Source organism: Micromonospora sp. HUAS YX12 (assembly GCF_040215685.1).
Taxonomy (GTDB): Bacteria; Actinomycetota; Actinomycetes; order Mycobacteriales; family Micromonosporaceae; genus Micromonospora; species Micromonospora tulbaghiae.
In genome coordinates, this window is sequence record NZ_CP157974.1 from 127,764 (window position 1) to 151,933 (window position 24,170).

The 24,170-nt window shown below is 73.4% G+C and carries 26 protein-coding genes; 13 read left to right on the top strand and 13 right to left on the bottom strand.

From position 1 onward, the window contains the following. Nucleotides 1–6: 6 nt before the first annotated feature. Nucleotides 7–1,050 carry a transcription termination factor NusA gene (nusA, locus tag ABIH81_RS00595; RefSeq protein WP_349878459.1) on the bottom strand — a complete coding sequence of 348 codons (1,044 nt, stop codon included), beginning with the start codon at nucleotides 1,048–1,050 and terminating at the stop codon, nucleotides 7–9. Next, the gene (rimP, locus tag ABIH81_RS00600; RefSeq protein ID WP_349878461.1) at nucleotides 1,047–1,697 is read right to left on the bottom strand and encodes a ribosome maturation factor RimP; all 651 of its coding nucleotides are present in this window, start codon (nucleotides 1,695–1,697) and stop codon (nucleotides 1,047–1,049) included. Before rimP ends, nusA begins: the two co-directional genes overlap by 4 nt. A 284-nt stretch (nucleotides 1,698–1,981) precedes the next feature. On the opposite strand from rimP, the gene ABIH81_RS00605 reads away from it, so the two are divergent. From ABIH81_RS00605 to ABIH81_RS00630, 6 genes are all read left to right on the top strand, one after another. Further along, entirely contained in the window at nucleotides 1,982–2,410 is a 429-nt protein-coding gene (locus tag ABIH81_RS00605; RefSeq protein WP_349881262.1) for a hypothetical protein, read from the top strand. Beyond that, nucleotides 2,407–2,847, top strand: a complete 441-nt coding sequence (locus ABIH81_RS00610; RefSeq protein ID WP_349878463.1) for a ferritin-like domain-containing protein — start codon at nucleotides 2,407–2,409, stop codon at nucleotides 2,845–2,847. The genes ABIH81_RS00605 and ABIH81_RS00610 overlap by 4 nt, the downstream gene beginning before the upstream one ends. A gap of 69 nt (nucleotides 2,848–2,916) precedes the next feature. Further along, on the top strand, nucleotides 2,917–3,498 hold the full coding sequence (locus ABIH81_RS00615) for a PadR family transcriptional regulator (RefSeq protein WP_013284661.1): 582 nt from the start codon (nucleotides 2,917–2,919) through the stop codon (nucleotides 3,496–3,498). Nucleotides 3,499–3,517: 19 nt separating this feature from the next. Continuing rightward, nucleotides 3,518–4,249: an ABC transporter ATP-binding protein gene (locus ABIH81_RS00620; protein ID WP_349878464.1), complete on the top strand. Its 732-nt coding sequence runs from the start codon at nucleotides 3,518–3,520 to the stop codon at nucleotides 4,247–4,249. After that, nucleotides 4,246–6,927, top strand: a complete 2,682-nt coding sequence (locus ABIH81_RS00625) for an FtsX-like permease family protein (protein WP_349878465.1) — start codon at nucleotides 4,246–4,248, stop codon at nucleotides 6,925–6,927. Before ABIH81_RS00620 ends, ABIH81_RS00625 begins: the two co-directional genes overlap by 4 nt. Nucleotides 6,928–6,978: 51 nt before the next feature. Beyond that, on the top strand, nucleotides 6,979–7,446 hold the full coding sequence (locus tag ABIH81_RS00630) for a nitroreductase family deazaflavin-dependent oxidoreductase (RefSeq protein WP_349878467.1): 468 nt from the start codon (nucleotides 6,979–6,981) through the stop codon (nucleotides 7,444–7,446). Between the two features lie 8 nt (nucleotides 7,447–7,454). On the opposite strand, the gene ABIH81_RS00635 is transcribed toward ABIH81_RS00630, so the two are convergent. Both ABIH81_RS00635 and ABIH81_RS00640 read right to left on the bottom strand, forming a co-directional pair. Then, complete coding sequence (locus tag ABIH81_RS00635; RefSeq protein WP_013284657.1) at nucleotides 7,455–7,709, bottom strand: hypothetical protein; 255 nt, start codon at nucleotides 7,707–7,709, stop codon at nucleotides 7,455–7,457. Continuing rightward, a complete protein-coding gene (locus tag ABIH81_RS00640) occupies nucleotides 7,706–8,020 on the bottom strand; it encodes a DivIVA domain-containing protein (RefSeq protein ID WP_349878468.1) in 315 nt (104 codons plus the stop codon). The genes ABIH81_RS00635 and ABIH81_RS00640 overlap by 4 nt, the downstream gene beginning before the upstream one ends. A 216-nt stretch (nucleotides 8,021–8,236) precedes the next feature. Here ABIH81_RS00640 and ABIH81_RS00645 point away from each other — a divergent pair, with 216 nt between their 5' ends. From ABIH81_RS00645 to ABIH81_RS00655, 3 genes are read left to right on the top strand one after another with little or no spacing between them, the layout of a single operon-like run. After that, nucleotides 8,237–9,451: a helix-turn-helix transcriptional regulator gene (locus ABIH81_RS00645; protein WP_349878470.1), complete on the top strand. Its 1,215-nt coding sequence runs from the start codon at nucleotides 8,237–8,239 to the stop codon at nucleotides 9,449–9,451. Further along, entirely contained in the window at nucleotides 9,448–10,032 is a 585-nt protein-coding gene (locus tag ABIH81_RS00650) for a GNAT family N-acetyltransferase (protein WP_349878472.1), read from the top strand. Before ABIH81_RS00645 ends, ABIH81_RS00650 begins: the two co-directional genes overlap by 4 nt. After that, nucleotides 10,017–10,745, top strand: a complete 729-nt coding sequence (locus tag ABIH81_RS00655; protein WP_349878473.1) for a nucleotidyltransferase domain-containing protein — start codon at nucleotides 10,017–10,019, stop codon at nucleotides 10,743–10,745. The genes ABIH81_RS00650 and ABIH81_RS00655 overlap by 16 nt, the downstream gene beginning before the upstream one ends. A 27-nt stretch (nucleotides 10,746–10,772) precedes the next feature. Here ABIH81_RS00655 and ABIH81_RS00660 read toward each other — a convergent pair whose 3' ends face one another. Together ABIH81_RS00660 and map are read right to left on the bottom strand one after the other, a co-directional pair. Then, nucleotides 10,773–11,489 (bottom strand): VIT1/CCC1 transporter family protein, encoded by a 717-nt coding sequence (locus tag ABIH81_RS00660; protein WP_120571123.1) that lies wholly within the window; start codon nucleotides 11,487–11,489, stop codon nucleotides 10,773–10,775. Next, a complete protein-coding gene (map, locus tag ABIH81_RS00665; protein WP_013284652.1) occupies nucleotides 11,486–12,343 on the bottom strand; it encodes a type I methionyl aminopeptidase in 858 nt (285 codons plus the stop codon). The genes ABIH81_RS00660 and map overlap by 4 nt, the downstream gene beginning before the upstream one ends. Nucleotides 12,344–12,437: 94 nt before the next feature. Between map and ABIH81_RS00670 the strand changes: the two genes are divergently transcribed. After that, a complete protein-coding gene (locus ABIH81_RS00670) occupies nucleotides 12,438–12,749 on the top strand; it encodes an STAS domain-containing protein (RefSeq protein WP_349878475.1) in 312 nt (103 codons plus the stop codon). Here ABIH81_RS00670 and ABIH81_RS00675 read toward each other — a convergent pair. From ABIH81_RS00675 to ABIH81_RS00695, 5 genes are all read right to left on the bottom strand, one after another. Beyond that, nucleotides 12,746–16,408 (bottom strand): SpoIIE family protein phosphatase, encoded by a 3,663-nt coding sequence (locus ABIH81_RS00675; protein ID WP_349878476.1) that lies wholly within the window; start codon nucleotides 16,406–16,408, stop codon nucleotides 12,746–12,748. The genes ABIH81_RS00670 and ABIH81_RS00675 overlap by 4 nt on opposite strands. A gap of 204 nt (nucleotides 16,409–16,612) precedes the next feature. Continuing rightward, nucleotides 16,613–17,323 carry a gamma-glutamyl-gamma-aminobutyrate hydrolase family protein gene (locus ABIH81_RS00680; RefSeq protein ID WP_349878477.1) on the bottom strand — a complete coding sequence of 237 codons (711 nt, stop codon included), beginning with the start codon at nucleotides 17,321–17,323 and terminating at the stop codon, nucleotides 16,613–16,615. Continuing rightward, the gene (locus ABIH81_RS00685; RefSeq protein WP_349878479.1) at nucleotides 17,320–18,087 is read right to left on the bottom strand and encodes a 3-oxoacyl-ACP reductase; all 768 of its coding nucleotides are present in this window, start codon (nucleotides 18,085–18,087) and stop codon (nucleotides 17,320–17,322) included. The genes ABIH81_RS00680 and ABIH81_RS00685 overlap by 4 nt, the downstream gene beginning before the upstream one ends. 5 nt (nucleotides 18,088–18,092) lie before the next feature. Further along, nucleotides 18,093–19,448, bottom strand: a complete 1,356-nt coding sequence (locus tag ABIH81_RS00690; protein ID WP_349878481.1) for an aldehyde dehydrogenase family protein — start codon at nucleotides 19,446–19,448, stop codon at nucleotides 18,093–18,095. Between the two features lie 136 nt (nucleotides 19,449–19,584). Continuing rightward, nucleotides 19,585–20,949 carry a glutamine synthetase family protein gene (locus ABIH81_RS00695; RefSeq protein ID WP_349878482.1) on the bottom strand — a complete coding sequence of 455 codons (1,365 nt, stop codon included), beginning with the start codon at nucleotides 20,947–20,949 and terminating at the stop codon, nucleotides 19,585–19,587. Between the two features lie 86 nt (nucleotides 20,950–21,035). Here ABIH81_RS00695 and ABIH81_RS00700 point away from each other — a divergent pair, with 86 nt between their 5' ends. Continuing rightward, the gene (locus tag ABIH81_RS00700; RefSeq protein ID WP_349878483.1) at nucleotides 21,036–22,208 is read left to right on the top strand and encodes a PQQ-dependent sugar dehydrogenase; all 1,173 of its coding nucleotides are present in this window, start codon (nucleotides 21,036–21,038) and stop codon (nucleotides 22,206–22,208) included. A gap of 30 nt (nucleotides 22,209–22,238) precedes the next feature. Here the strand turns inward: ABIH81_RS00700 and ABIH81_RS00705 are convergent, their stop codons facing one another. Both ABIH81_RS00705 and ABIH81_RS00710 read right to left on the bottom strand, forming a co-directional pair. Beyond that, on the bottom strand, nucleotides 22,239–22,475 hold the full coding sequence (locus ABIH81_RS00705; protein ID WP_349878485.1) for a flavin reductase: 237 nt from the start codon (nucleotides 22,473–22,475) through the stop codon (nucleotides 22,239–22,241). An 11-nt stretch (nucleotides 22,476–22,486) separates the two neighbouring features. Beyond that, nucleotides 22,487–22,780, bottom strand: coding sequence for a hypothetical protein (locus tag ABIH81_RS00710; protein ID WP_334459291.1), 294 nt, complete (start codon nucleotides 22,778–22,780; stop codon nucleotides 22,487–22,489). A gap of 452 nt (nucleotides 22,781–23,232) precedes the next feature. Between ABIH81_RS00710 and ABIH81_RS00715 the strand changes: the two genes are divergently transcribed. After that, nucleotides 23,233–23,982 carry a helix-turn-helix transcriptional regulator gene (locus ABIH81_RS00715; RefSeq protein ID WP_349881263.1) on the top strand — a complete coding sequence of 250 codons (750 nt, stop codon included), beginning with the start codon at nucleotides 23,233–23,235 and terminating at the stop codon, nucleotides 23,980–23,982. Further along, on the top strand, nucleotides 23,969–24,169 hold the full coding sequence (locus ABIH81_RS00720; protein ID WP_349878487.1) for a DUF397 domain-containing protein: 201 nt from the start codon (nucleotides 23,969–23,971) through the stop codon (nucleotides 24,167–24,169). The genes ABIH81_RS00715 and ABIH81_RS00720 overlap by 14 nt, the downstream gene beginning before the upstream one ends. The last annotated feature ends 1 nt before the right edge of the window (nucleotide 24,170 follow it).

A 24,170-nucleotide genomic window follows, 5' to 3' on the forward strand; every position in this document is an offset into this window, starting at 1 on the left:
CTACCCCTAGCTGCCGGAGATCGCGCCGCCCGGCTCCGGTACGTGATCAGCTCCGCCCCGGCTCTGCGGCGCCGTGGTCTCCGCGTCGGACCGGATGTCGATGCGCCAACCGGTCAGGCGGGCCGCGAGGCGGGCGTTCTGCCCCTCCCGGCCGATCGCGAGCGAGAGCTGGAAGTCCGGGACGGTCACCCGGGCGGTACGGGTGGCCAGGTCGACCACCTCGACCCGCAGCGCCTTGGCCGGCGACAACGCGTTGCCGACGAACGTCGCCGGGTCGTCCGACCAGTCGATGATGTCGATCTTCTCGCCGTGCAGTTCGCTCATCACGGCGCGGACCCGCTGGCCCATCGGGCCGATGCAGGCGCCCTTGGCGTTGACGCCGGACGTGGTCGAGCGCACGGCGATCTTCGTACGGTGACCTGCCTCACGCGCGATCGCGCCGATCTCCACGGTGCCGTCGGCGATCTCCGGCACCTCCAGCGCGAACAGCTTCTTCACCAGCGCCGGGTGCGACCGGGACAGCGTGATCTGCGGGCCGCGCATTCCCTTGGCGACGTGCACGACCACGCAGCGGATCCGCTCGCCGTGCTCGTACCGCTCGCCGGGGACCTGCTCGGACTGCGGCAGGACGCCCTCCAGCTTGCCCAGATCGACGCTGACGATGCCCTTCTCGCGGCGGGTCTCGTGCGCCTGCACCACGCCGGTGACCAGGTCACCGTCGCGGCCGACGTACTCGCCGAAGTGCACCTCGTCGGTGGCCTCCCGCAGCCGCTGGAGGATCACCTGCTTGGCGGTCATGGCGGCGATCCGCCCGAAGTCGTGCGGGGTGTCGTCCCACTCCCGGGTCACCGTGCCGTCGGCGTCCAGCTCCTGCGCGTAGACCGAGGCGGCCCCGCTCTTGCGGTCGATCTCCACCCGGGCGTGCGGCTCGGCGCCGTCGGTGTGCCGGTAGGCGGTCAGCAGCGCGGTCTCGATCGCCGCGAGGATCGTGTCGAACGGGATCTCCCGCTCGCGCTCCAGGGCGCGCAGCGCCGCGAGGTCGATGTTCACCTCTCCTCGTCCTCCAGATCTTCGTCGTCGTCGGTGTCGTCACCGAAGTCCTCGTCGGCCAGGTCGTCCAGGCGGTTGAACTCCACCTGGACCCGGCCGGGCCCGAGTTCGGCGTACGGGTGTTCGGCGGGGCCGGCGTCGGTCTCCAGCACCACGCGTTCGTCGTCGGCGGCCGTGATCCGGCCGGTGAGCTGGCGGTCCCCCGCGTCACCGCGGACGGTGACCTTGACCAGCCGCCCGGCGTTGCGCCGCCAGTGCCGGGGCAGGGTGAGCGGGCGGTCCACGCCGGGCGAGCTGACCTCCAGCTGGTACTCGCCGGCCACGATGTCGCCGCCGGCCTCCTCGGCCGCGTCCAGCGCCGCCGAGACCGCGCGGGAGACGTCCGCCACGGCGTCCAGGTTGATCCCGCCGTCGGCGTCCACGATCACCCGGACCACGTGCCGCCGGCCGGCGCGGGAGACGGAGAGATCCTCCAGGTCGTAACCGGCCGCCGTGACGACCGGTTCGATCACCTCACGCAGCCGGTTGCGGCGGGCGGCGAGATCGCCGCGGGGTGCGCCGGTCCGGTCCGTGCCGCGGGGCCCGTCGGACCGGCGGGGCCGCCCGGCGGGCCCCGTCGACCGGGTGGTACGGCCACGCTGCGTCATTGCGCGCACCTCTCCTGCTGTTGCCACGACCCGCGGGCCGTGTTGTCCCGGGCCGGTGCGGGCGATCGGCCCGCCATACCGGCGCGCCACCGGGGCGTCCGCGCCCGGTGGTTGCGCAGAGCGTAACGCTTGTGGCCGCCGACGGACCCGGCGGCGCACCGAGACCCTGCCCCACGGAGCGGCGCGGATGGTGTTGACTCTGTCAGGTGGGGATCGGCAGAACACCATCCGACCAGGTCAGAGCGGGGCATTCCCGGCGCTGGCTGCTGCGCGCCGGCGGGCTCGTGGCGCTCGGCGGCGCAACCGCGCCGCTGACCGGTTGTGATCTTTTCGACCGCGACAAGGAGCCACCGGCGCCGGACGCGCTGGAGCCGCTCGCCGCCGAGGCGCTCGCGCTGGAGGCCCGCTACCGGGCCGCCGCCACCGCCGAGCCGGCGCTGGCCGGGCGGCTCGGCCCGATCGCCGACGCGCACCGGGCGCACGCCGAGGAGCTACGCCGCGTGATCGGCAGGCCGGCGCCCTCCGGCACGCCGGCGGGCGCCGGCTCGGCGAGCGCGCCCGCGCCCGACGCCGTGCTCACCGAGCTGCGCCGGGCCGAGCAGGAGGGCCGGACGAACGCGGCCAGGGCGTGCGCCGAAGCCCCGGCCGAGCGGGCCGCGCTGCTCGGCTCGATCGCCGCCGCCCGGGCCACCCACGTGGAGGCGCTCAAGTGAACCCGACAAGTGGTCCGGCCACGGCGCTCGCCGACGCGCTCGCCGCCGAGTACGCGGCGATCTGGGCGTACGGGGTGATCGGCGTGCACCTGACCGAGGCGGCGCGTACGGCCGCCCGTGCCGCCGAGGCGGCCCACCGGTCCCGCCGCGACGCGCTGCTGCTCCAGCTCGCCGAGGGCTCCGGGCAGGTGCCCGCGGACCGGGCCGGATACGCGCTGCCCTACCCGGTGACGGACCGGGCGAGCGCGCTGCGCCTGGCGGTGGAGATCGAGGAGCGGACGGCCGGGCACTGGCGGGCCGCGCTTCCGCACACCACCGGCGCGGACCGGAACACCGCACTCGCCGCGCTCACCGACTGCGCGTTGCGCGCCACCCGCTGGCGGCGTACGGCGGGCATGACGCCGGTCACCGTTCCGTTCCCGGGCCGCCCGGCCTGAGCGCGACGCCGGTCACGTGGCGGAACCCTCCGGTTGCGTAGCGCATACCAGGTATGCATACTCGCGGTCATGTCCATCCGTCACGGCCTGCTTGCCCTGCTCGAGCGCGGCCAGATGTACGGCTACCAGCTCCGTGCCGCGTTCGAGGAGTCCACCGGGTCGACCTGGCCGCTGAACATCGGACAGGTCTACACGACGCTGGCCCGGCTGGAGCGGGACGGACTGGTCCGCCCGCTGCCGGAGAACGAGAGCGGGCAGCGGCCGTACGAGATCACCGACGCCGGACGGGCGGACCTGGCGCTGTGGTTCGCCACGCCGATCAGCCGCGCCGACCGCCCCCGCGACGAGCTGTCGATCAAGCTGGCGCTGGCGCTGACCACCCCCGGCGTCGACGTGCGGTCGGTGGTGCAGACCCAGCGCACCGCCACCATGCGCGCGCTCCAGGAGTTCACCCGGTTGAAGTACACGAGCGACAAGCCGGAGGATCTACCCTGGCGGCTGGTGCTGGACGCGATGATCTTCCAGACCGAGGCCGAGGTGCGGTGGCTCGACCACTGTGAGACGAGCCTGGTCCGGCACCGCCCGGCGCCGATCCGGGCGGTCGACCACCCCGAGGCGGTGGACCGGGCCGGCGACGAAGCCCGCCGGTGACCCGGCACGGGAGGCGCTGATGGACCCGATCGACGGGGTGCTGGAGCTGCGGGACGTACGCCGGACCCACGGTGCCGGTGCGGCCGCCGTGCACGCGCTGCGCGGCGTGAGCCTGACCGTGCGGGCCGGTGAGCTGGTGGCGGTGATGGGCCCCTCCGGGTCCGGCAAGTCCACGCTGCTGGCGCTGGCCGGCGGCCTGGACCGGCCCACCGGCGGCGAGGTGGTGGTCGAGGGCGAGGCGCTGGTCGGGCTGTCCGCCCGCGAGCTGGCCCGGCTGCGCCGCCGCCGGATCGGGTACGTCTTCCAGGACCTGAACCTGCTCGGCAGCCTGACCGCCGTGGAGAACGTGGCGCTCCCGCTGGAACTGGACGGCACCGGCGTACGGGCGGCCCGCCAGCTCGCGCTGGCCGCGCTGCGCGAGGTCGACCTCGAGGACCTGGCCGACCGCTTCCCGGACCAGATGTCGGGTGGCCAGCAGCAGCGGGTGGCGATCGCCCGGGCACTCGTCGGCGAGCGCCGCCTGGTCCTCGCCGACGAGCCGACCGGCGCGCTGGACTCCCAGACCGGCGAGGCGGTGCTGCATCTGCTGCGCCGCCGGGTGGACGCCGGAGCGGCCGGGGTACTCGTCACCCACGAGGCCCGGCACGCCGGCTGGGCGGACCGGGTGGTCTTCCTGCGCGACGGGGTGATGGTCGACTCGACCGCCCCGCTGATCGGCGTCGACCACCTGCTCAGCGGCAGCAGCCGGTGACCGGCGGCCGCCTCGCCGCCGTACGCGGGTCGTGGCGGACCGCGCTGCGGATCGCCCGCCGGGAGGCCCGGCGGTCCCGGCGGCGCACGCTGCTGGTCCTGGTGATGATCGCGCTGCCGGTGCTCGGCCTCAGCTTCGCCGCGGTCAGCTACGACATGGGCGATCTGACCCGCGCCGAGCGCATCGAGCGCCAGCTCGGCGGCGGCGACGTCGCGCTGCGCTGGGACAGCCTCGTCCCGGTGACGCAGGACGCCTGGGGCGAGTCGGCCTGGCCGGTCCAGGGCGATTGGGTCGGCCGGACCCGTCCGGCGACCGCCGAGGAGGTGCGCGCGCTGCTGCCCGACGGCAGCCGGGTCGCCCGCACGCGCTGGTGGATGACCTTCTCGACGCGGGTCGGCCGGCACGTCGAGTCGCTCGACGCCCGCGCCGTGGACCTGACCGACCCGCTCACCCGGCCGCTGGCCCGGGTTCTCGACGGCCGGCCGCCGGTACGACCCGACGAGATCGCGGTCAGCCCGGCGGCGCTGCGCCGGCTCGACACCCGCATCGGCGACCCGGTTCGCAGCATCGACGGCGCCACGTACCGGGTGGTCGGGGTGGTGGAGTACCCGGACAACCTCCGGGACGTGATCACGCTGCCCGCTGTGACCTCGGAGGGCATGGCCGGCAGCGACACCTGGCTGGTGGACCTGCCCGGCCCGCTGGAACCGGGGCTCGTGGACCGGCTGAACGCGCAGGGCATCCAGGTCGTCGCGCGCAGCCCGCTGCCGGGACGGCAGGAGTTCACCCGCGGCATGCGCGTACCGGACGCCGACGAGGCCGGCGTCATCGGAGTGGTCGGCGGGCTGGGCCTGCTGGAGGTGGTGCTGCTGGTCGGCCCGGCCTTCGCGGTGAGCGTCCGTCGCCGGCGGCGGGATCTCGCACTCGTCGCGGTGGCCGGTGGGGACGCCTCCCACCTGCGCCGGATCGTGCTCGCCGACGGGGTGGTGCTCGGGGCCGGCGGGGCCGCCCTCGGCCTGCTGCTCGGCATCGGCGCCGCGTTCGCCGGCCGGCCGATCGTCGAGCAGTACCTGCTCGGGGAGCGCCTCGGGGCGTACCGGATCTTCCCGGCCGCGCTGGTGGCGATCGCCGCGACGGCGGTGCTGGCCGGGGTGCTCGCGGCGATGGCGCCGGCCTGGGCGGCGGCCCGGCAGGACGTGGCGACCGGCCTGGCCGGCCGGCGCGACGCGACCCGGCCACGCCGCCGCTGGCTGCTGGTCGGGGTGGCGCTCACCGTCGCCGGGACCGCGATCGCCGCGTTCGCCGCCGGCCGCACCTCGCAGACCGGAGTGCTGGCCGGTGTCGCGCTGGGCGAGCTGGGGCTGGTGTTCTGCACCCCGTCGCTCGTCGGCGTGCTGGGCCGGGCCGGGCGGCTGCTGCCGCTGACCCCCCGGCTCGCGTTGCGCGACGCCAGCCGCAACCGGTCCTCGGCCGCGCCCGCCATCTCGGCGGTGATGGCGGCGGTGGCCGGAAGCGTCGCGCTCGGCGTCTACGTGGCGAGCGACGAGACCCGCTCACGGGCGCTCTGGCAACCCGGCCTGCCGCCGGGGAACGTGCTGCTCACCCACTCCGGGCCGACCCCGGCGGACCCGCCGTCGGCCGAGGTCGTCGCCACCCGGGCCCGCACGGTCCTGCCCGGCGCCACTGTGACACCCGTCGCCGTCTCCGGCTGTGCCGGCACCGCCCGGGAGAAGGACGACTGCACCCCCACCGCGCTCATGCCGGCCGCGCACCACTGCCCGTACACCTCCGCCGACCCGGTCGTCCCCGACTCGGCCCGGCGGGATTCGCGCTGCGTGAGCCCCTTCCAGGAGCCGGTCGACGTCTACCTGCCGGCGCTCGTGGACGACGGCGCCGCGCTGGCCGCGCTCACCGGCGCGCCGGACGACGAGCTGGCCGCCGCGCGCCGGACGCTCGCCGCCGGGGGCGTGGTGGTCACCGACGCCCGGCGGGTGGTGGACGGGCAGGTCCGCGTGGAGGTCAACTACAACTCCGACGGCCCGCCCACCGGGCGTCTCCTGCCCGGGTACGCGCTGCGCGGCGGTCTCACAGTCGACCGGCTGGTGCTCTCCCCCGCCGCCGCGGACGCGCTCGGCCTGTCCGCCGTGCCGATGGGTTACCTGCTGGACACCGCCGGCTCGCCCACCGACCGGCAGGTCGAGATGCTGACCGACGAGCTGTTCGACATCGGGCCCATGTCCGCGCAGGTGGCCACCGCCGAGCCGCCGTCGGACCAGCGCTCGATGCTGCTCCTGCTGGCGGTGGCCTCCGGGGTGATCACGCTGGGCGCCGCCGCGGTCGCCACCGGCCTCGCCGCGGCCGAGGGCCGCCGGGACCTGTCCACGCTCGCGGCGGTGGGCGCCGATCCCCGGGTACGCCGCCTGCTGTCGCTCTGCCAGGCCGGAGTCATCGCGGTGCTCGGCTCCGCGCTGGGCATCGTCGCCGGGCTCGGCTCCGCCGTGGTCGTCCTGGCCTCACTCAACCAGCGGTACGCCGAATCCTGGCCGGTGCAGCCGCCGTACCCGGTGACGGTGCCCGGCGTGACGCTCGCCGTGCTGGTCGTGGTGCCGCTGGTGGCGATGGGCGGCGCGGCGCTGTTCACCCGTTCCCGCCTGCCGATCGAACGCCGGCTCGACTGACTGACCGTCCGAGGGGGTGACGGGGCGCGGCGCGGGCGGCACACTGGTCGGGTGTCCGCCCTGGGAACCCTCGCCCGCCGCCTCGGTCACCAACGTTGGTTCGGCGCCACCATGCGCCTGCTCGTCCCCGCCGACCGGCTCGTCGGCCGGATGACGAAGGGCCGTGTGGTCGCCTTCGGGCTCGTGCCCACGCTGGTGCTCACCTCCACCGGCCGCCGCTCCGGCAAGCCCCGCAGCAACCCCCTGGTGTACGTCCCGGACGGCGACGCCTACGTGGTGATCGGCTCGAACTGGGGGCAGCAGCACCAGCCGTCCTGGACGTTCAACCTGATGGCCGACCCGGCCGCCGAGGTGGACGTCAAGGGACGCCGGATCCCGGTCACCGCCGAGCAGGTCACCGGCGAGGAACGGGAACGGCTGTTCCAGCGGCTGGTGCAGGAGTGGCCCGCGTACCGCACGTACGTCGAGCGGGCCGGTGGCCGCGAGATCCGCGTGTTCCGGCTGGTCCCGAACGCCTGAGCGACGGCTCACCGTGGCCGGAATCGCGGCGAGCAGTCGCCGTCGTGATCGGGTCGGAGCAGGCAGCGTCGTCCCTCGGACAGGTTTCGGTCGCAGAAGACCCAGTGCCGTACGTTCTGGTCGTCCTCGGGCGAGACGCTGGTGCCGCCTGGTTCGGTCTGCGGGAGGACGTGGCTCCAATGTGCCACCACACGGGCAAGTCGCTGCGCCGACACGAGGTCGTTGACGACCATCGGCAGATGGATGACCCACCGCTCGGTCATCGCTCCTGCTCCCGCTCGGCCCGCGCACGGGCCTGCTCGGACTGCCAGCGCCGCAGGGCGTCCTTCACCCGGCCGGTCTCCCGGCGGCTCTCGGCCAGCGCGTCGTAGACCGTCGCCAGGTCGCCCGCCACCAGTTCCAGGAACTCCCGGATCTGCTCGGGGTCGAGCCCGCGCCGGCCCAGTGGTGTGGATCTGAACGTTCGCTCCCGGACCTGCCAGGGGCGCAGCGTCCGGTACGCCGCAGAGCGATAGCACGTCGCACGGCGCTCGGGCCGACGGTTGCGTCGGCGTCGGAAAGGGATGATCCTCATCGAACCTGTCCTTCGTCGGTGCCATCCGGCCGTGGAGAGCGGGCCGATGACGGCCCGCTCCCGGCGCCTGCCGTCGCAGCGTGAATCGCGGTACGCCGACAGGGCTCACACGGGCCGCGCCGAATAGGTCGGCATGGGTAGCATCCCGATTACGGAGAGCAGGCGGCAGCGGTGAGCAGTGGGCCCACACGCAAGCCCACAGCCGGGAAGGACGGCATGGACCGTTTCGGGGACATACTCAGGCAGCATCGGGTAGCCGCCGGTTGGTCACTGCGGAAGTTCGCCGACCTCATCAGGTACGACTTCGGCTACCTCGGGCAGATCGAGCGTGGCGACCGACCCGTCAACCCCGCCGTCGTGGCCGCCTATGACCGGGCACTGTCGATGGACGGATCGCTCAAGAAGGCGTACGACAGCAGGTGTGCCGACGACATCGACATGCCGAGACGGTCGGTCCTCCAAGCCATGACTTCGCTCGCTGCTCTCCCCACAGTCGACCGGCTGGTCGGCTGGGAAGCGCTGCGGCACGGCCTCGACACCGCGGTCGACGTCGACTCCGACGCGTGGACCGAGATCGTCTCCTCCTACGGCACGGCCTACTATCGCCAGCCGCACGATCAGCTGATGACCCAACTCGGCCGGGATCTGACGGTCCTTCAGCATCAACTCGCCGCAGTTGACGATCGGCGCCGCCCACAGCTGCTACGTGCCGCCGCGGCGCTGTCGGTGATCGTCGCGCTCAGCCTCGTCGCGTCGGGACACGGCCTGCTGTCGAGGAGATGGTGGGCCAGCGCCCAGAGAGCCGCCGACGAATCCCGCGATCCCGACACACGAGTCCTGACGCGCGCCTGGGACATCGTCAACGGCTGCTACGACGGTCGACGACCCGCCACCGTCGTCACGATCTCCGAAGAGGTCCTGCCGCTCGCCGGCAGGCCGTCGGCAGCCACTTGCGGTCTGCTGGCGGGCCGGGCGCAGGCACTCTCCCTCGCCGGGCGGCACGACGAGGCGGTCGCGACCGTGCGTCATCTGAGCGAGCAGATCGAGAGACTCCCGGCCACCGTCGTCGGGGACGTCGAATCGCTTTGGGGCTGGCCGGAACATCGTCTGCGACACACGGAGTCCTGGGTCTACACCCATTCCGGTGACCAGAAGGCGGCTGCGGCAGCGCAGGCCCGGGCCCTGGATTTGTATCCCGCTACCCAGATCCGGCTGCGCACGCAGGTACAACTGCATCAGGCAGCGGCGACGGTCCGGGCCGGTCACATCACCGACGGTCTGACGGCGGCGGCCGATCTGCTCGACCGCCTGCCACGGGAACAACACAACGAACTGGTGCGCGCGGTCACTATGCAGGTCACGGCGGCGGTACCCGACAGAGAGCGGCACCGGCCGCTCTACCGGGAACTGATGGACCGAGTCCAGCGGTGACGCCTCCGCCGTCCGTCACCTTCGACCGACGCCGTCCGGACGAGCTGACGTCTGTCGTCGACGCTCTCGCCGACCTGTACGCGCTGGTCTACGCCGAGCCGCCCTACCTCGAAGGCCCGGCACAGGTCGCCCGGTTCCGAACCGGGCTGCCCGACGAGGCGGCGCGGCCGGGATTCCACCTCGTCCTGGCCTGGGAAGGCGAGGAACTGATCGGAGCGGCGTACGGGTGGACCATGGCCGCCGGCACCTGGTGGTCTCGGGCGAAGGATGAACCCCCGGCCGAGGTACGGAACCGCGACAAGTTCGCCGTACTGGAATGGATCGTGCATCCGCGGCATCGATCTCGTGGCGTCGGCGCGGAGTTGATGCGTCGGCTTCTTCAGGGGCGCCAGGAGAGCTGGGCGACCCTCGCCTCCGATCCGCGAAGCCGGGCGAACGGCATCTATCGCCGCAACGGCTGGCGAGTTGCCGGGCACTCCGAGCTGCCGTGGGGTCCTTCGATGGAACTACTGGTCCGCGATCTGGCTAGGGTTGCCGCAGGCGACCGCTCGGGCGGAGGTGGACCGTGGCGCTCGACGTGAACGCCGAGCGGCGTCTGGACGACCCGCGATGGCAGGTGGCCGAGCGCGTCGGTGACGCCGTCCTGCGGCGGTTCCCGGCCGATGTGCTGGCGGTCGCCGTACACGGTCCGCTCGCGCACGGCGACGACGACGGCGGCGGGGACCGCGAGGTCGGCCTGCTGGTCGTCACCTACCGGCCCGGCGCCGGACCGCCGCCCGCCACCCGGCGGGTGGACGGGGTGCTCGTCGACCTGACAGTGGCCGGGGCGGACGACTACCTGCGCCGGGCGACGACGATCACGTCCCGCTGGCCGCTGGCCGCGGACCGGTACGTCACCACGCGCGCCCTGCACGATCCGACCGGCTGGCTGCGGAAGCTGCGCGACGAGCACCTGGCGCGGCTGGCACGGGCCCGGCCGGCGGAGTTCACGAGCGCCGCGCGGCAGGCGTGGTACCGGGGCAGCGCGGCGCACGCCCGGGCGCTGCGGCTGGCCGAGTGGTACGAGACGGACCAGGCGCTGCTCATGCTCGGCGAGGCACGGCTGGCCGCCGCAACAGTGCAGGGGCTGTTCAGCCGCACCTACTTCCGCGACCCAGGGGACGCGGTGCGGCGTACCGGGCTGGCCGGGGCGGACATGACCGAGGTGGGCGCGGCGCTGACCCACCAGGCCGAGGAGCTGGCCGCCCGGGGCCGCCCGGTCGACGGCACCATCGACGACCTGCTGTCCGGCTGACCGCTGACGGTCGCGGACGGCTCGGCGTCAGCCGATGCCGCCGCCGACGCCGATCAGCGCGCCGATCAGGTAGGTGGCGCCGGCCGCCAGCGCACCGAGCAGCAACTGCCGCAGGCCGCTGCGCCACCAGGCGCGGTTGGTGAACCGGGCCACGACCGCACCGGCCACGAACAGCCCCACGCCGCCGACGGCGAGCGCCAGCCAGAGGCTGGTGAAGCCGAGCAGGTACGGCAGCAGCGGCACCAGCGCGCCGATCGAGAAACAGATGAACGACGAGATCGCGGCGGCCCACGGGCTGGGCTGGTCGTCGGGGTCGACGCCCAGTTCCTCCCGTACGTGCACGCGCAGCGCCTCCTCGGGGTTGGCGCGTACCGCCTCGGCGACCTGTGTCGCCAGGTCCCGGGGCAGTCCACGGGCGACCCACGCGTCGGCCAGTTCCCGGGCCTCGGCCTCCGGGTGGCGTTCCAGCTCGCGCCGCTCCTTGGCCACCTCGGCGGCGACCTGCTCGTTCGCTGACCGGACGCTCGTGTACTCGCCGAGGCCCATCGAGATGGCGCCGGCCACCAGGCCGGCCGTGCCGGTCAGCACCACGCTGCGCGGGGACACCCCGCCGCCCCCCACACCGGCGATCAGCGCGATGTTGGTGACCAGCCCGTCCATCGCGCCGAAGACCGCCGGACGCAGCCACCCGCCGGAGACGTCCGCGTGGTGCGCCTCGCGCAGTGCCGCGGGAGTGTCGGTCACGGCAGCGTCAGGATCTCGTAGCCGTCGTCGGTCACGACGATGGTGTGCTCGAACTGGGCCGTCCACCGGCGGTCCTTGGTGACCACGGTCCAGCCGTCGTCCCACATGTCGTACTGGTAGGTGCCGAGCGTGATCATCGGCTCGACGGTGAACGTCATCCCCGGTTCCATCACGTCGGTGGGGCGCGGGCTGTCGTAGTGCGGCACGTAGAGGCCACTGTGGAACGCCTCACCGATGCCGTGCCCGGTGAAGTCGCGGACCACGCCGTAGCCGAAGCGCTTGGCGTACGACTCGATCACCCGGCCGATGACGTTGATCTGCCGCCCCGGGGCGATCGCCTTGATGCCGCGCATCATCGCCGTGTGGGTCCGCTCGACCAGCAGGCGGGCCTCCTCGCTCACCTCGCCCACGCAGAACGTGGCGTCGGTGTCGCCGTGCACGCCGTTCAGGTACGCGGTGACGTCGACGTTGATGATGTCGCCGTCCTGGAGCACCGTGGTGTCCGGGATGCCGTGGCAGATCACCTCGTTGAGGCTGGTGCAGCACGACTTGGGGAAGCCCCGGTAGCCGAGCGTCGACGGGTAGGCGCCGTGGTCGCAGAGGAACTCGTGCACCACCTTGTCGATCTCGTCGGTGGTCACCCCGGGCTTGCAGTGCTCACCGGCGAGCTGGGTGGCCTGGGCGGCGAGACGCCCCGCGACGCGCATCTTCTCGATGGTCTCCGGCGTCTGCACGTGCGAGCCGCGCCACTCCTGGGGGCGCTTCTTACCCACGTACTCCGGGCGCGGGATGTGGGCGGGGACCGCTCGCCACGGGGAGAGCGTGCCGGGGGTCAGCGGCGCACGGACGGTCATGGCGCAAGCCTATCGCCGGGGCCGGTGTGCCCCCCGCCACAGGCCCGCCGGGCAGGTTGTTGCCGTGCCGCAAACGCTGTGCCATTGTTGCTCCGTGGATCAAGGGGGCTCGGCGCCCGTCTTCTCCGTGACGGCGCAGGCCGACGGCGACCAACTGCGCGTCCAGGTGACCGGCGAGGTCGACATGGCGACCGCCGACACCATGTTCCAGACCGCGCTCCGCGAGCCCGCCAAGCGGCTCACGCTCGACCTGCGGGCGGTCACCTTCTTCGACTCGGCCGCGATCCACGCGGTGGTCCGTCTCGCCCAGCGGTTCCCGGACGCGCTGACCGTGCTGCCGTCCCCGCAGGTCCGGCGCGTGCTGGAGATCTCCGGCCTGGGCGACCAGGACTGGCTGGCCGGCTAGTCGGCCAGCCGGCGGCGCAGCGTCAGCTCGGTGCCGTTCGCGGAACGGGTCACGTTCATCTCCCCCAGCGCCTGGATCAGCGCCAGCCCGCGCCCCCGGAAGGTCGACCCGCTCGACTCCCGCCAGCGTCCGCTGTCCCGGATGGTCGCGGTGACCGTACGGTCGGCGATCGTCACCTCGACCTCGATCGTCGGGTCCACCGGGTCGACCGGGTGCTCGATCGCGTTCGCCGCCGCCTCGGAGACCGCCACGGTCAGGTCGAACAGGTCGGTCTCGCCGACCTGGTGGGCGACGAGGAAGTCCTCCAGCCGCTTGCGGAGCACGCTGAGCCGGGTCGGGTCGGCGGGCAGGCGCAGCGCGAACCGGTTCAGTTCGGCCGCCTCCAGCGCGAGCACCGCCACGTCGTCGTGCCGGGACCGCTCGGCCACCCGGGCCATGACGGCGTCGACCAGGTCCGCCACGTGCCCGGCGCGCGCCGTCGCGTCGGCCCGCAACTGGCCCAGCCCGGCGTCGATGCCCGCGGACCGGTCCTCGATCAGGCCGTCGGTGTAGAGCAGGAGCCGGTTTCCCGGCGCGAGTTCGCCCTCGGCGGCCGGGTAGACGGCGCCGGGGATCGCCCCGATCGGCGGTCCGAGAGCCCGATCGTGCAGGAACGCCACGTCGTCTCCTCGGATCAGCAGGGGTGACGGATGACCCGCGCTCGCGTACCGGATCCTGCCCGTGCGCGGGGAGAAGCCGAGGCAGACCACAGTGGCGAAGGAGCCGCTGCCGGCGGAGTGGACCAGCCGGTTGAGCCGGGTCAGCGCCTCGCCCGGGTCGTAGCCCTCCAGAACGTACGCCCGAAGCGCGTTGCGGAGCTGGCCCATCGCCGCGGCGGCCCGCACGCCCTTGCCCACCACGTCGCCGATGACCAGCACCAGGTCGTCGTCGGCGGTGGCCATCACATCGTACCAGTCGCCGCCGACCTCCACGTCGGCGCTGCCTGGCAGGTAGCGGCTGGCCACCACCGCGCCGGGCAACTGCGGCAGCGTACGCGGCAGCAGGCTGTGCTGGAGTGTGGTCGCGATGTGGTGCTCGGCCTCGTAGAGCTGGGCGTTCTCCAGCCGCACGCCGATCAGCCGGGCCAGTTCGGTGAGCGCCGCCTCCTCGGTGCCGCCGCCCTCGCGGCGCCACACCCGCAGCTCGCCGAGCTGCTCGCCGGCGGTGCCGGTGAGCGGCAGCACCACTGTCGGCTCGGCGGGCAGGTCGCCGCCGGCGTCCTCCTCGTGGCGGGCTCCGGTGGCGGTTACCCGGACTCGTCCGGCCTCGGCCAGGCGCAGCGCGTGCCGGGCGGCCACCCGGACCACCTCGGCGGTGGACCGGGCAGTGTTGATCTCCACGGCGGCGTCGGCGAGTGCCCGCAGCCGGCGGATGATCTGCCCGCGCAACTGGCCCAGCTCGACGTTGGCCCGGACCCGGGCCACCAGCTCCTGGCTGGAGAAGGGCTTGGTCAGGTAGTCGTCGGCGCCGGTGGACAGACCCGCGACCTCCTCGGCGGCGCCGGCCCGTGCGGAGAGCAGCACGATCGGCACGTGCCGGGTGGCCGGCTCGGCCCGCAGCGCGGCGACCAGCCCGAAGCCGTCCAGCCGGGGCATCATCACGTCGGTCAGCACCAGGTCGAACGGGGTCTCGACGGCCAGCCGCAGCGCCTCCACGCCGTCCGGCACGGCCACCACCTCGTACGCCGGGGACAGCAGCCGGACGACGTGCTCGCGCAGGTCGGAATTGTCGTCGGCGAACAGGATGCGACCGGACCCACCCGGCGCGCCGGACGCCTCCGGCAGCCCGGTGGGGCGGGCCACCTCGTCGGTCCAGAGCGCCGTCTCGGCGACGTACAGGCGGGCCTGCTCCGGTTCGGTCAGCGGGACCGGCGACAGGGCGGCCACCCGGTCGGCGGGCAGGTGCGCGTACCCGAAGGGCATGGTCACGGTGAACGTGGTGCCCCGGTCCACGACGCTGTGCGCGGTCACCGTGCCGCCGTGCATCTCGACCAGCTCGCGGACCAGGGCGAGCCCGATCCCGGTGCCCTCGTGGGTACGCGAGCGGGCGCCGGCCACCCGGTGGAACCGCTCGAAGACCTGCGGCAGTTCCTCCGGCGCGATGCCGACGCCGGTGTCGGTCACCTCCAGGACGGCGGCGCCGTCGTCCGCGCGGACCCGGACCCGGATCTCGCCGTCGAACGTGAACTTGACCGCGTTCGACAGCAGGTTGAGGACGATCTTCTCCCACATGTCCCGGTCGACGTAGACCGGCGCGGGCAGCGGCGGGCAGTCCACCACCAGGCGCAGCCCGGCCCGCTCGGTGGCCGAGCGGAACGTGCTGGCCAGCCGGGAGGTGTAGTCGGACAGGTCGGTGGGCTGGTAGCGGGCGGCCAGCCGGCCGGACTCCAGCCGGGAGAAGTCGAGCACCGTGTTGACCAGCTTGAGCAGGCGCAGCCCGTTGCGGTGCATGACGGTGAGCCGGTCGAGGTACCGCTCGGGCAGCTCCCGGTCCGCGAGCAGTTCCTCCAGCGGTCCGAGGACCAGCGTGAGCGGGGTCCGGAACTCGTGGCTGACGTTGGCGAAGAAGTTGGTCTTGGCACGGTCCAGCGCGGCCAGCTCGGCGGCGCGGGCGCGTTCCTGCTCGTACGCCCGCTGCTTGCCCACCGCCCGGGAGACCTGCGAGGCGACCAGGCCGACGAAGTCGCGGTAGTCGTCGGTGAACGGCAGCCGGCGGGACACGCCGAGCAGCAGCACGCCGGCCGGTTCGTTGGTGGCGGTCAGCGGCAGCAGGAGCGCCTGGTCGGCGGCGTCCGGCGGCACCGCGCCGGGCAGGTCGGCGGTGGCGATCCAGCGCGGCTCGGTGAGCGGCCCGTCGTCGGGCAGTCCGGGCGGCGGACCGGCGACGGTGGCCCGGTCCACCCCGGCGCAGCCGGCCGGCACCAGCGAACCGCCCTCACCCTGGAACCACAGCGCGCTGAACGGCACGTCCGCGCGGTGGGCGTCGAGCACCCGGGTGACGGCCCGGCCCAGTTCGAGCAGGCCCGGTACGTCGCCCAGCTCGTTGCCCAGCTCGGCGAGGGCGCGTAGCCGGCGCTCGCCGAGCACCCGGCCGGTGGTCTCGTTGACGAAGCAGAACAGGCCGCCGACGGCGCCGTCGGCACCACGGATCGGGTCGTACGAGACGTCGAAGTAGACGTCCTCCAGGAAACCGTGCCGGTTGATCACGAAGGGATGGTTCTCGCCCCGGTAGGGCACGCCGGTGCGGCGTACCCCGTCCAGCAGCGGGCCGAGCACGTCCCAGGTCTCCGCCCAGTGCCGCCGGGCGGGCTGCCCGATCACGGCCGGGTGCTTGTCGCCGATGGTCGGCCGGTAGGCGTCGTTGTAGAAGGCCAGATGGTCCTCGCCCCAGAACACCACCATCTGCGCCCGGGACGACAGCATGGTGCTGAGCGCGTGGCAGAGCGCGGCGGGCCAGCCGTCCGGTGTACCGAGGGCGGTGGTCGACCAGTCGAAGCCGCGCAGCCGCTCGCCCATCTCACCGCCGGCGGCGAACGCCGCGGCGAGCAGCGGCGGTAGTGACGCGTCGCCGGCCGCCGGGGACGAACGACCGTCGTCCCCGCCCCCCAGGGCCGAGCCCATGAAGCCTCCCGCTCCGGCCATGATCACGACGGTCGGCGCTGCTACGCCGACCGTCCCCGCCTACTACCCCGGCGGACGAGCAACGTAACGCACCCGCCCCGTCCGACGCTGCTTACCTCCGCCTCATCCTGGCGTAACCGGCGGGCCGGGGCGAGCCGGGCAGTCCTCGCCGGTTGACCGGACCGCCGATTCGGCTGTCCTGACTTACGAAACGCGGGTGTGTGATCTGGCCGACATCGCGGCCCGGACCAGTGCGGCCACCGGCCGCGGGTCGGCCTCGTTCTCCGGATGCCACTGCACGCCGAGCACGAAGCGCCGCGCCGGGTCCTCCACCGCCTCGATCACCCCGTCGTCGGCCCAGCCGGTGACCGCCAGGCCGCCGGGGTCGGCCACCGCCTGATGGTGGTACGAGTTGACCCGCTCCACCCCGGCCATCACCCGCCCGGTCAGGCTGCCCGGGGCGAAGCGCACCGGGTGCGACCCGTACACGCCCGGCGCGGGGCGGTGCCCGTCGTGCCCGGCCACGTCCGGCAGGTGCTGGTGCAGCAGGCCGCCGTACGCCACCGCCAGCAACTGCATCCCCCGGCACACGCCCAGCACCGGCAGGTCGGCGGCGAGCGCGGCGGTCAGCAGCGTCACCTCCCCGGCGTCGCGGTCCGGCCGGCTCTCGGTGCGCGGGTCCGGCGGCTCGCCGTACCGCTCCGGGCCGACGTCCGCGCCGCCGGCGAGCAGCAGCCCGTCCAGCAGCCCCAGCACGTCGGCGTCGGCGTCGTCAGGGGGCAGCACCACGGCCCGGCCGCCCGCCGCGGTGACCGACCGGACGTACGCGTGCGGCACGAGCGTCGCCGGCACGTCCCGCCACACCGCCCAGCCGGCCGGCTCGACGTACGCGGTGATGCCGATGACCGGCCTCATAGTGGGGTGACGTAGGCGCCGGTGATGCCGCCGTCGACGACGAACTGCGCGGCGGTCATGAACGAGGCGTCGTCGCTGGCGAGGAACGCCACCGCGGCGGCGATCTCGGCAGGGTCGCCGAACCGGCCCATCGGCACGTGCACCAGCCGCCGGGCGGCCCGCTCGGGGTCCTTGGCGAACAGCTCCAGCAGCAGCGGCGTGGCCACCGGCCCGGGGCACAGCGCGTTGACCCGGATGCCCTCCCGGGCGAACTGCACGCCCAGCTCCCGGGTCATCGCCAGCACCCCGCCCTTGCTCGCCGTGTACGCGATCTGCGACGTGGCCGCGCCCATCAGCGCCACGAACGAGGCGGTGTTGATGATCGAGCCCTTGCCCTGCCGGCGCATGTGCGGGATGACGTACTTGCAGCACAGGTAGACGCTCGTGGTGTTCACCCGCAGCACCCGCTCCCAGGCGTCGATCCCGGTCTCCAGGATGGAGTCGTCGTCCGGCGGCGAGATGCCCGCGTTGTGGAACGACACGTCCACCCGGCCGTGCCGCTGCACCACCCCGTCGAACAGGTCGCGGACGGCCGTCTCGTCGGCCACGTCGGCGGCGACGAACTCGCCGCCCACCTCCTGCGCGGCCCGGGTGCCGGCGTCGGCGTCGATGTCCACGCAGACCACCCGGGCCCCCTCGGCGGCGAAGCGCCGTACGGTGGCGAGCCCGATGCCGCTGCCCGCGCCGGTCACCACTGCCACCCGGTCGGAAAGCCGTCCCTGCACTGTGATCACTCCTCGGTGCCGATGAACACGTTCTTGACGTCGGTGAAGGCGTGCAGCGCGTCCGGTCCCAGCTCCCGGCCCAGGCCGGAGCGTTTCATCCCGCCGAACGGCGTCCAGTAGCGCACTGAGGAGTGCGAGTTGACGCTGAGGTTGCCCGAGTCGACGGCGCGGGCCACCCGCACCGCGCGCCCGACGTCCCGCGTCCAGATCGAGCCGGAGAGCCCGTACTCGGTGTCGTTGGCGAGCCGGATCGCGTCCGCCTCGTCGTCGAACGGCAGCACCGAGACGACCGGGCCGAAGACCTCCTCCCGCCAGTGCCGGTCCGCCGGGGAGCCGGCGAGCAGCACCGTCGGGGCGTACCAGAAGCCGGGGCCGTCGGGGCAGGAGCCGGTGAAGGCGACGTCCGCGCCGTCGACGTAGCCGGCGACCCGGTCCCGGTGCGCGGCGGAGATCAGCGGGCCCATCTCGGCGCTCTCCCGGGCCGGGTCCTCCACCCGCACCGCCCGTACGGCCGGTTCGAGCAGTTCCAGGAACCTGTCGTACACCTGGCGCTGGACCAGGATCCGGGAGCGGGCGCAGCAGTCCTGGCCGGCGTTGTCGAAGACGGCGTACGGCGCGGTGGCCGCCGCCTTCTCCAGGTCCGCGTCGGCGAAGACGATGTTGGCGGATTTGCCGCCCAGCTCCAGCGTCACCCGCTTCACCTGGGCCGCGCAGCCGGCCATGATCCGGGTGCCGACCTCGGTCGAGCCGGTGAAACAGATCTTGCGGACCGCCGGGTGGGTGACGAACCGCTCGCCGACCACGCTGCCCCGGCCGGGCAGCACGGTGAACACGCCGTCGGGCAACCCGGCGTCGCGGGCCAGCTCGGCCAGGCGCAGCGCGGTCAGCGGGGTCAGCTCGGCCGGCTTGAGCACCACCGTGTTGCCGGCGGCGAGCGCCGGGGCGAATCCCCAGCCGGCGATCGGCATCGGGAAGTTCCACGGCACGATCACGCCGACCACGCCGAGTGGTTCGTGGAACGTGACGTCGAGCCCGCCGGGCACCGGGATCTGGTGGCCGGTCAGCCGTTCCGGCGCGCCCGCGTAGTAGTCGAGCACGTCGCGGACGTTGCCCGCCTCCCAGCGCGCGTTGCCGATGGTGTGCCCGGCGTTGCGTACCTCGAGCTGGGCCAGTTCCTCCAGGTGCGCGTCGACCTCGGCCGCGAACCGCCGCAGCAGCCGCCCCCGATCCCCCGGCGCCACCCGACGCCACGCCTCGAACGCCGCCGCCGCCCGCGAGACAGCGGCATCCACGTCGTCGACGGAGCACCCCGGCACGACCCCGATCCCCGCCCCGTCGACAGGCGAGATCACCTCACCCACGCGGTCCCCCCCTCTCCCTCTCGCCCCCGGCGATCTTGCGGTTGCCGCCCCGGCGAAAGCCGCACAACGCCCGCACCGAGGGCCGCAAGTGCAAGATCGCGGAAAGCGGGGCGCGGGGGCGCGGGAACGCGGCGGGTCAGAGGCGTTCGAAGCCACGGGTCAGCTCCCAGTCCGTCACCGCGGCGTCGAAGGCGGTCAGCTCGACCTTCGCCTGGTTGGCGTAGTGGGCGGCCACCTCGTCGCCGAACGCCTTCCGGGCCACCTCCGAGCGCTGCCACAGGTCCAGCGCGTCGCGCAGCGTGGTGGGCACCCGCTCGGCGTGCGGGTCGTCGTACGCGTTGCCGGTGCACTCGTCCGCCAGCTCCAGCTCGTTCTCGATGCCGTGCACCGCCCCGGCAACCAGCGCGGCGATCGCCAGGTACGGGTTGACGTCGGCCCCCGGCACCCGGTTCTCCACCCGCAGCCCCTGCCCGTGCCCGACCAGCCGCAGCGCGCAGGTGCGGTTGTCGGTGCCCCAGCGCAGCGCGGTCGGCGCGAACGAGCCGGGCTGGTAGCGCTTGTAGGAGTTGATGTTCGGGGCGAAGAACAGGCTGAACTCGCGCATGGTGGCGAGCAGCCCGGCCAGCACCCGCTGCCCGGTGACGCTCAGGTGCGCCGGCCCGTCCCCCAGCATCGCCGACGAGCCGGAGGCGTCGCGCAGCGAGAAGTGGATGTGGCAGGAGTTGCCCTCCCGCTCGTTCGGCTTGGCCATGAACGTGATCGCCATGCCCTCCTGGGCGGCGATCTCCTTCGCGCCGTTCTTGTAGATGACGTGATGGTCGGCGCAGCGCACCGCCTCGTCGTACCGGAAGGCGATCTCGTGCTGGCCGAGGTTGCACTCGCCCTTCGCGCTCTCCGGGGTGAGCCCGGCGCCGGCCATCTCGGTGCGGATGCGGCGCAGCAGCGGCTCGACCCGGGCGGTGCCGAGCAGCGAGTAGTCCACGTTGTACTGGTTGGCCGGGGTCAGGTCGCGGTAGCCGCGCTGCCACGCCTCCTCGTACGAGTCGCGGTAGAGCACGAACTCCAGTTCGGTGCCGGCGTACGCGGTCAGCCCGTGTGCGGCCAGCCGGTCGAGCTGCTTGCGCAGGATCTGCCGGGGCGAGGCGACCACCGGGCCGGAGCCGTCCAGCCACTCCAGGTCGGCCAGCAGCAGCGCGGACCCGGGCTGCCAGGGCATCCGGCGCAGCGTGTCCAGGTCGGGGCGCATGGCGAAGTCGCCGTAGCCGCGTTCCCAGCTCGACATCGCGTACCCGTCGACGGTGTTCATGTCGACGTCCACGGCGAGCAGGTAGTTGCAGCCCTCGCTGCCGTGCGTGACCACCTGGTCGAGGAAGTAGGGCGCGTGGAACCGCTTGCCCTGCAGTCGGCCCTGCATGTCGGTGAGGGCGAGCACCACCGTGTCGATCTCACCCTCGGTGACGGCGACCCGCAACTGTTCCAGCGAGAGCGGCGTTTGCTTCATCAGGGGCCTCCATCACCAAGGTCTACTGGCAAACCGGATCACCGTCAATGCCCCGGCGGGGCCGGGCCCGAAACCGAGGAGCACACATGCGCCGTCGTACCGTCGCTGTCGTCGCCGCCGTCCTCGCGATCGTGCTCGCCGTGACCGACGCCCAAGCGGGCGACCGGCCCACCGGCGAGCGGCCCGCGGGCGGCCCGGACCGGCCGGTCCCCGCCGACGCGCGCCCGGTCGCGCTCGACCTGCGCGGGTTCGACGGGCGCGCCGGCCGGTCCGGTTACGACCTGACCCGTCCCCGCGTCGTCGCGACCGGGCTGGAGGCGCCGTGGGGGCTGGACTTCCTCCCCGACGGCAGCGCCCTGGTCGCGCAGCGGGACCGGGGCACGATCCTGCGCGTACGCCCGGGACGCCCGGCCCGGCAGGTGGCCCGGATCGCCGACGTGGCCGCCGGCGGCGAGGCGGGCCTGCTCGGGCTCGCGGTCTCCCCCGGGTACCGCCGGGACCGGTGGGTCTACGCCGCCTACACCACGGCGACCGACATCCGGATCGTCCGGTTCCGCCTCGGCTCGTCGCGGGCGCCGCAGGTGCTGGTCAGCGGCATCGCCCGCAGCGCCGTCCACGACGGCGGCCGGATCGCGTTCGGCCCCGACGGCATGCTCTACGCCGGGATCGGCGATGCCGGGGTGTCCGCCCGCGCGCAGGATCTGACCAGCCGCAACGGCAAGATCCTGCGGATCCGGCCGGACGGCGGGGTGCCGGCGGGCAACCCGTTCCCCGGCTCGCTCGTCTACAGCTACGGCCACCGCAACGTGCAGGGCCTCGCCTGGGACCGGCACGGCCGGCTGTTCGCCACCGAGTTCGGGCAGAGCACCTGGGACGAGGTGAACCGGATCGTGCCCGGCGGCAACTACGGCTGGCCGCTCGCCGAGGGCGTCGCCGGTGATCCCCGGTTCCGCGACCCGGTCGTCGTCTGGCCGCCCGCGCAGGCGTCCCCGAGCGGCGCCGCGTTCAGCAGGGGCACGCTCTACGTCGCCGCGCTGCGCGGCGCCCGGCTCTGGGCGGTGCCCGTCGACGCCGCCGGCCGCGTCGGCGTGCCGGTGGCGGAGCTGGCCGGCACCTACGGCCGCCTGCGTACCGTCGAGGTGGCCCCCGACGGCGCGCTCTGGGTCGCGACGAGCAACCGCGACGGCCGCGGCACCCCGGCGGCCGGCGACGACCGCATCCTCCGCTTCCCGCTCACCCACCGCCGCCCCACGATCTGACCCCGGGGGTACGCGGACAGCGTCCCCGCGTCAGCCACGAACCCGCGCCCAGGCCAGAAAGCGGCCGTGCAGGTCCGGCGCATGGTCCGGATTCAGCTGGGCGAGTTGTTCCCGCGCTTCGGCCATCAGCCCGCCGAGATAGAGAAGCAGCGCGGTGCGGTCCTCCCGGTACTCGACGAGCAGCGACAGACGGGCCGGTTGGCAGGGCCACTCCGCGCCGCAGTTGCGGCACCGCCACAGCGGCCGCAGAGGCAGGTGCGGAACCACGCAACGGCCCATCACCGCAGCCTTCGGGCGATCGCACGCGCCTCGTCGTCGCTGAGCGGAAGGAACCAGAAGAACCGCCGGACGATCTCGGGCGGTTCCGGCCCCTCGACTCGGCCACGTAGATCCCGGATCGCCCCACGGACGAGGAACGCCATCATCCGGATGAGCGCCGCCGGTTCGAGCTGGTCGCGGGGAATGCGACGCAGAGTGGGACACGGCCACGGCTCCCGGCAGCGCTCGCATGTCCAGTCCGGCTGATACCCGACGTGCCCGATGGCGCTGAGGACACCGACCAGAGCCGTCACCAGCGGCCCCCGTTCGCCCGCCACTCCTGCGCCGGTGTCAGACGACCTGGGCTGCCCGGGCGAACCGTGGGAAACACCCGGGTCGGCTCGCGCATCCACGCCGGCAGGTTGCTGCCGGGGTCTCGCTTCGGCAGGGTGGGCAGCTCCCGGGTACGGCACCGGAACCATCGGACACGCACATCGGCCTCCTCGTTCATGGAGGGGGCCGCCCGGCATCGTCGGGACCGGGCGGCCCCGGGCTGGAATCCGCCCGTGCTCGCCTGCGACGAGCGGATCCGCATGCGTGACAGTCTGGTGAGGACACCGCTACGGTCGGAAGGCATCGAGCCTGGTCACGGCGCACGAGTGAAGCACCGGGCCGGCCTGCAGATGTCGAATGAAGTTCACGCACGGACTGTGGAGGAACTGTGGAGGAACCGACAGCCGATCTCATCCGATCGCAGCTCCGCCGGATGCGCTCCGCCGCCGGTCTCAGTCAGGAGGAGTTCGGCAGGCTCGTGCACTACTCCGCCTCCATGGTCTCGGCAGTGGAGACCGGGACGCGTCCGCTGGATCGCGTGTTCCTTGCGCGAGCAGATGAGGCGCTGAAGACCGGCGATCTGCTGACGACGCTGCTGAAGATGGCCGAACGGGAGAGCCAGCCTTCGTGGTTCCGTCCCTGGCTGGAGGCCGAGCGCTCGGCCCGTCAGCTTCGGTATTTCAATCCGTCCCTGATCCCTGGCCTGCTTCAGACGGCGAACTATGCCCGCATGGTGCTGCGCTTCGACAGCACGAGACCTGCCGAGGAAGTGGAGAAGCGGGTAGCTGCACGATTGGAGCGGCAGGAGATCTTGCTCCGCGACCATCCCCCGCTCGTCATCGCAGTGACTGATGAGTCAGCGCTCCGCCGCCGTGACGCCATCATGGCCGAGCAGCTCGCGCACCTGCTGCACATGGCCGAACTCCCGCACGTCCAACTACACGTCATTCCAGCCGATGCCGGTCATCACGTCGGCCTTTCCGGGCCGCTGGCGCTGGCCCACTCGGCGGAAGGCGGCTGGGTGGGACACCTGGAGAACCAGCTTGACGGCCTGCTCATCGATGGCGAGGATGCGATGGCGACGCTCCTGGCACGGTGGGAAGGCGTCCGCAGCGTAGCCTTGCCGCAGACCCTCTCGGTCGCCCTGATAAAGGAAGTGGAGAGTCAGCATGGACCTCAGTAACGCGATCTGGAAGAAGTCCACCCGCAGCGGCACGAGCGGTGGCGACTGCGTGGAGGTGGCCGACAACCTGCCGGGAGTGGTGCTGGTACGCGACAGCAAGGACCGCGACGGCGCCACCCTCCACGTCACCCCGTCCTCGTGGCGTGCGTTCGTCGCACTGGCCAAGCAGGCCGCACCCGCTGCCTGAC

Excerpts from the sequence above, each read along its gene's own strand:
- ABIH81_RS00620 (WP_349878464.1), top strand. The coding sequence starts at position 3,518 with ATGGACCCGATCGACGGGGTGCTGGAGCTGCGGGACGTACGCCGGACC.
- ABIH81_RS00695 (WP_349878482.1), bottom strand. The coding sequence starts at position 20,949 with ATGAAGCAAACGCCGCTCTCGCTGGAACAGTTGCGGGTCGCCGTCACC.
- ABIH81_RS00635 (WP_013284657.1), bottom strand. The coding sequence starts at position 7,709 with ATGACCGAGCGGTGGGTCATCCATCTGCCGATGGTCGTCAACGACCTC.
- map (WP_013284652.1), bottom strand. The coding sequence starts at position 12,343 with ATGACCGTCCGTGCGCCGCTGACCCCCGGCACGCTCTCCCCGTGGCGA.
- rimP (WP_349878461.1), bottom strand. The coding sequence starts at position 1,697 with ATGACGCAGCGTGGCCGTACCACCCGGTCGACGGGGCCCGCCGGGCGG.
- ABIH81_RS00680 (WP_349878477.1), bottom strand. The coding sequence starts at position 17,323 with ATGAGGCCGGTCATCGGCATCACCGCGTACGTCGAGCCGGCCGGCTGG.
- ABIH81_RS00615 (WP_013284661.1), top strand. The coding sequence starts at position 2,917 with ATGTCCATCCGTCACGGCCTGCTTGCCCTGCTCGAGCGCGGCCAGATG.
- ABIH81_RS00720 (WP_349878487.1), top strand. The coding sequence starts at position 23,969 with ATGGACCTCAGTAACGCGATCTGGAAGAAGTCCACCCGCAGCGGCACG.
- ABIH81_RS00645 (WP_349878470.1), top strand. The coding sequence starts at position 8,237 with ATGGACCGTTTCGGGGACATACTCAGGCAGCATCGGGTAGCCGCCGGT.
- ABIH81_RS00715 (WP_349881263.1), top strand. The coding sequence starts at position 23,233 with ATGCGCTCCGCCGCCGGTCTCAGTCAGGAGGAGTTCGGCAGGCTCGTG.
- ABIH81_RS00700 (WP_349878483.1), top strand. The coding sequence starts at position 21,036 with ATGCGCCGTCGTACCGTCGCTGTCGTCGCCGCCGTCCTCGCGATCGTG.
- ABIH81_RS00640 (WP_349878468.1), bottom strand. The coding sequence starts at position 8,020 with ATGAGGATCATCCCTTTCCGACGCCGACGCAACCGTCGGCCCGAGCGC.
- ABIH81_RS00675 (WP_349878476.1), bottom strand. The coding sequence starts at position 16,408 with ATGGGCTCGGCCCTGGGGGGCGGGGACGACGGTCGTTCGTCCCCGGCG.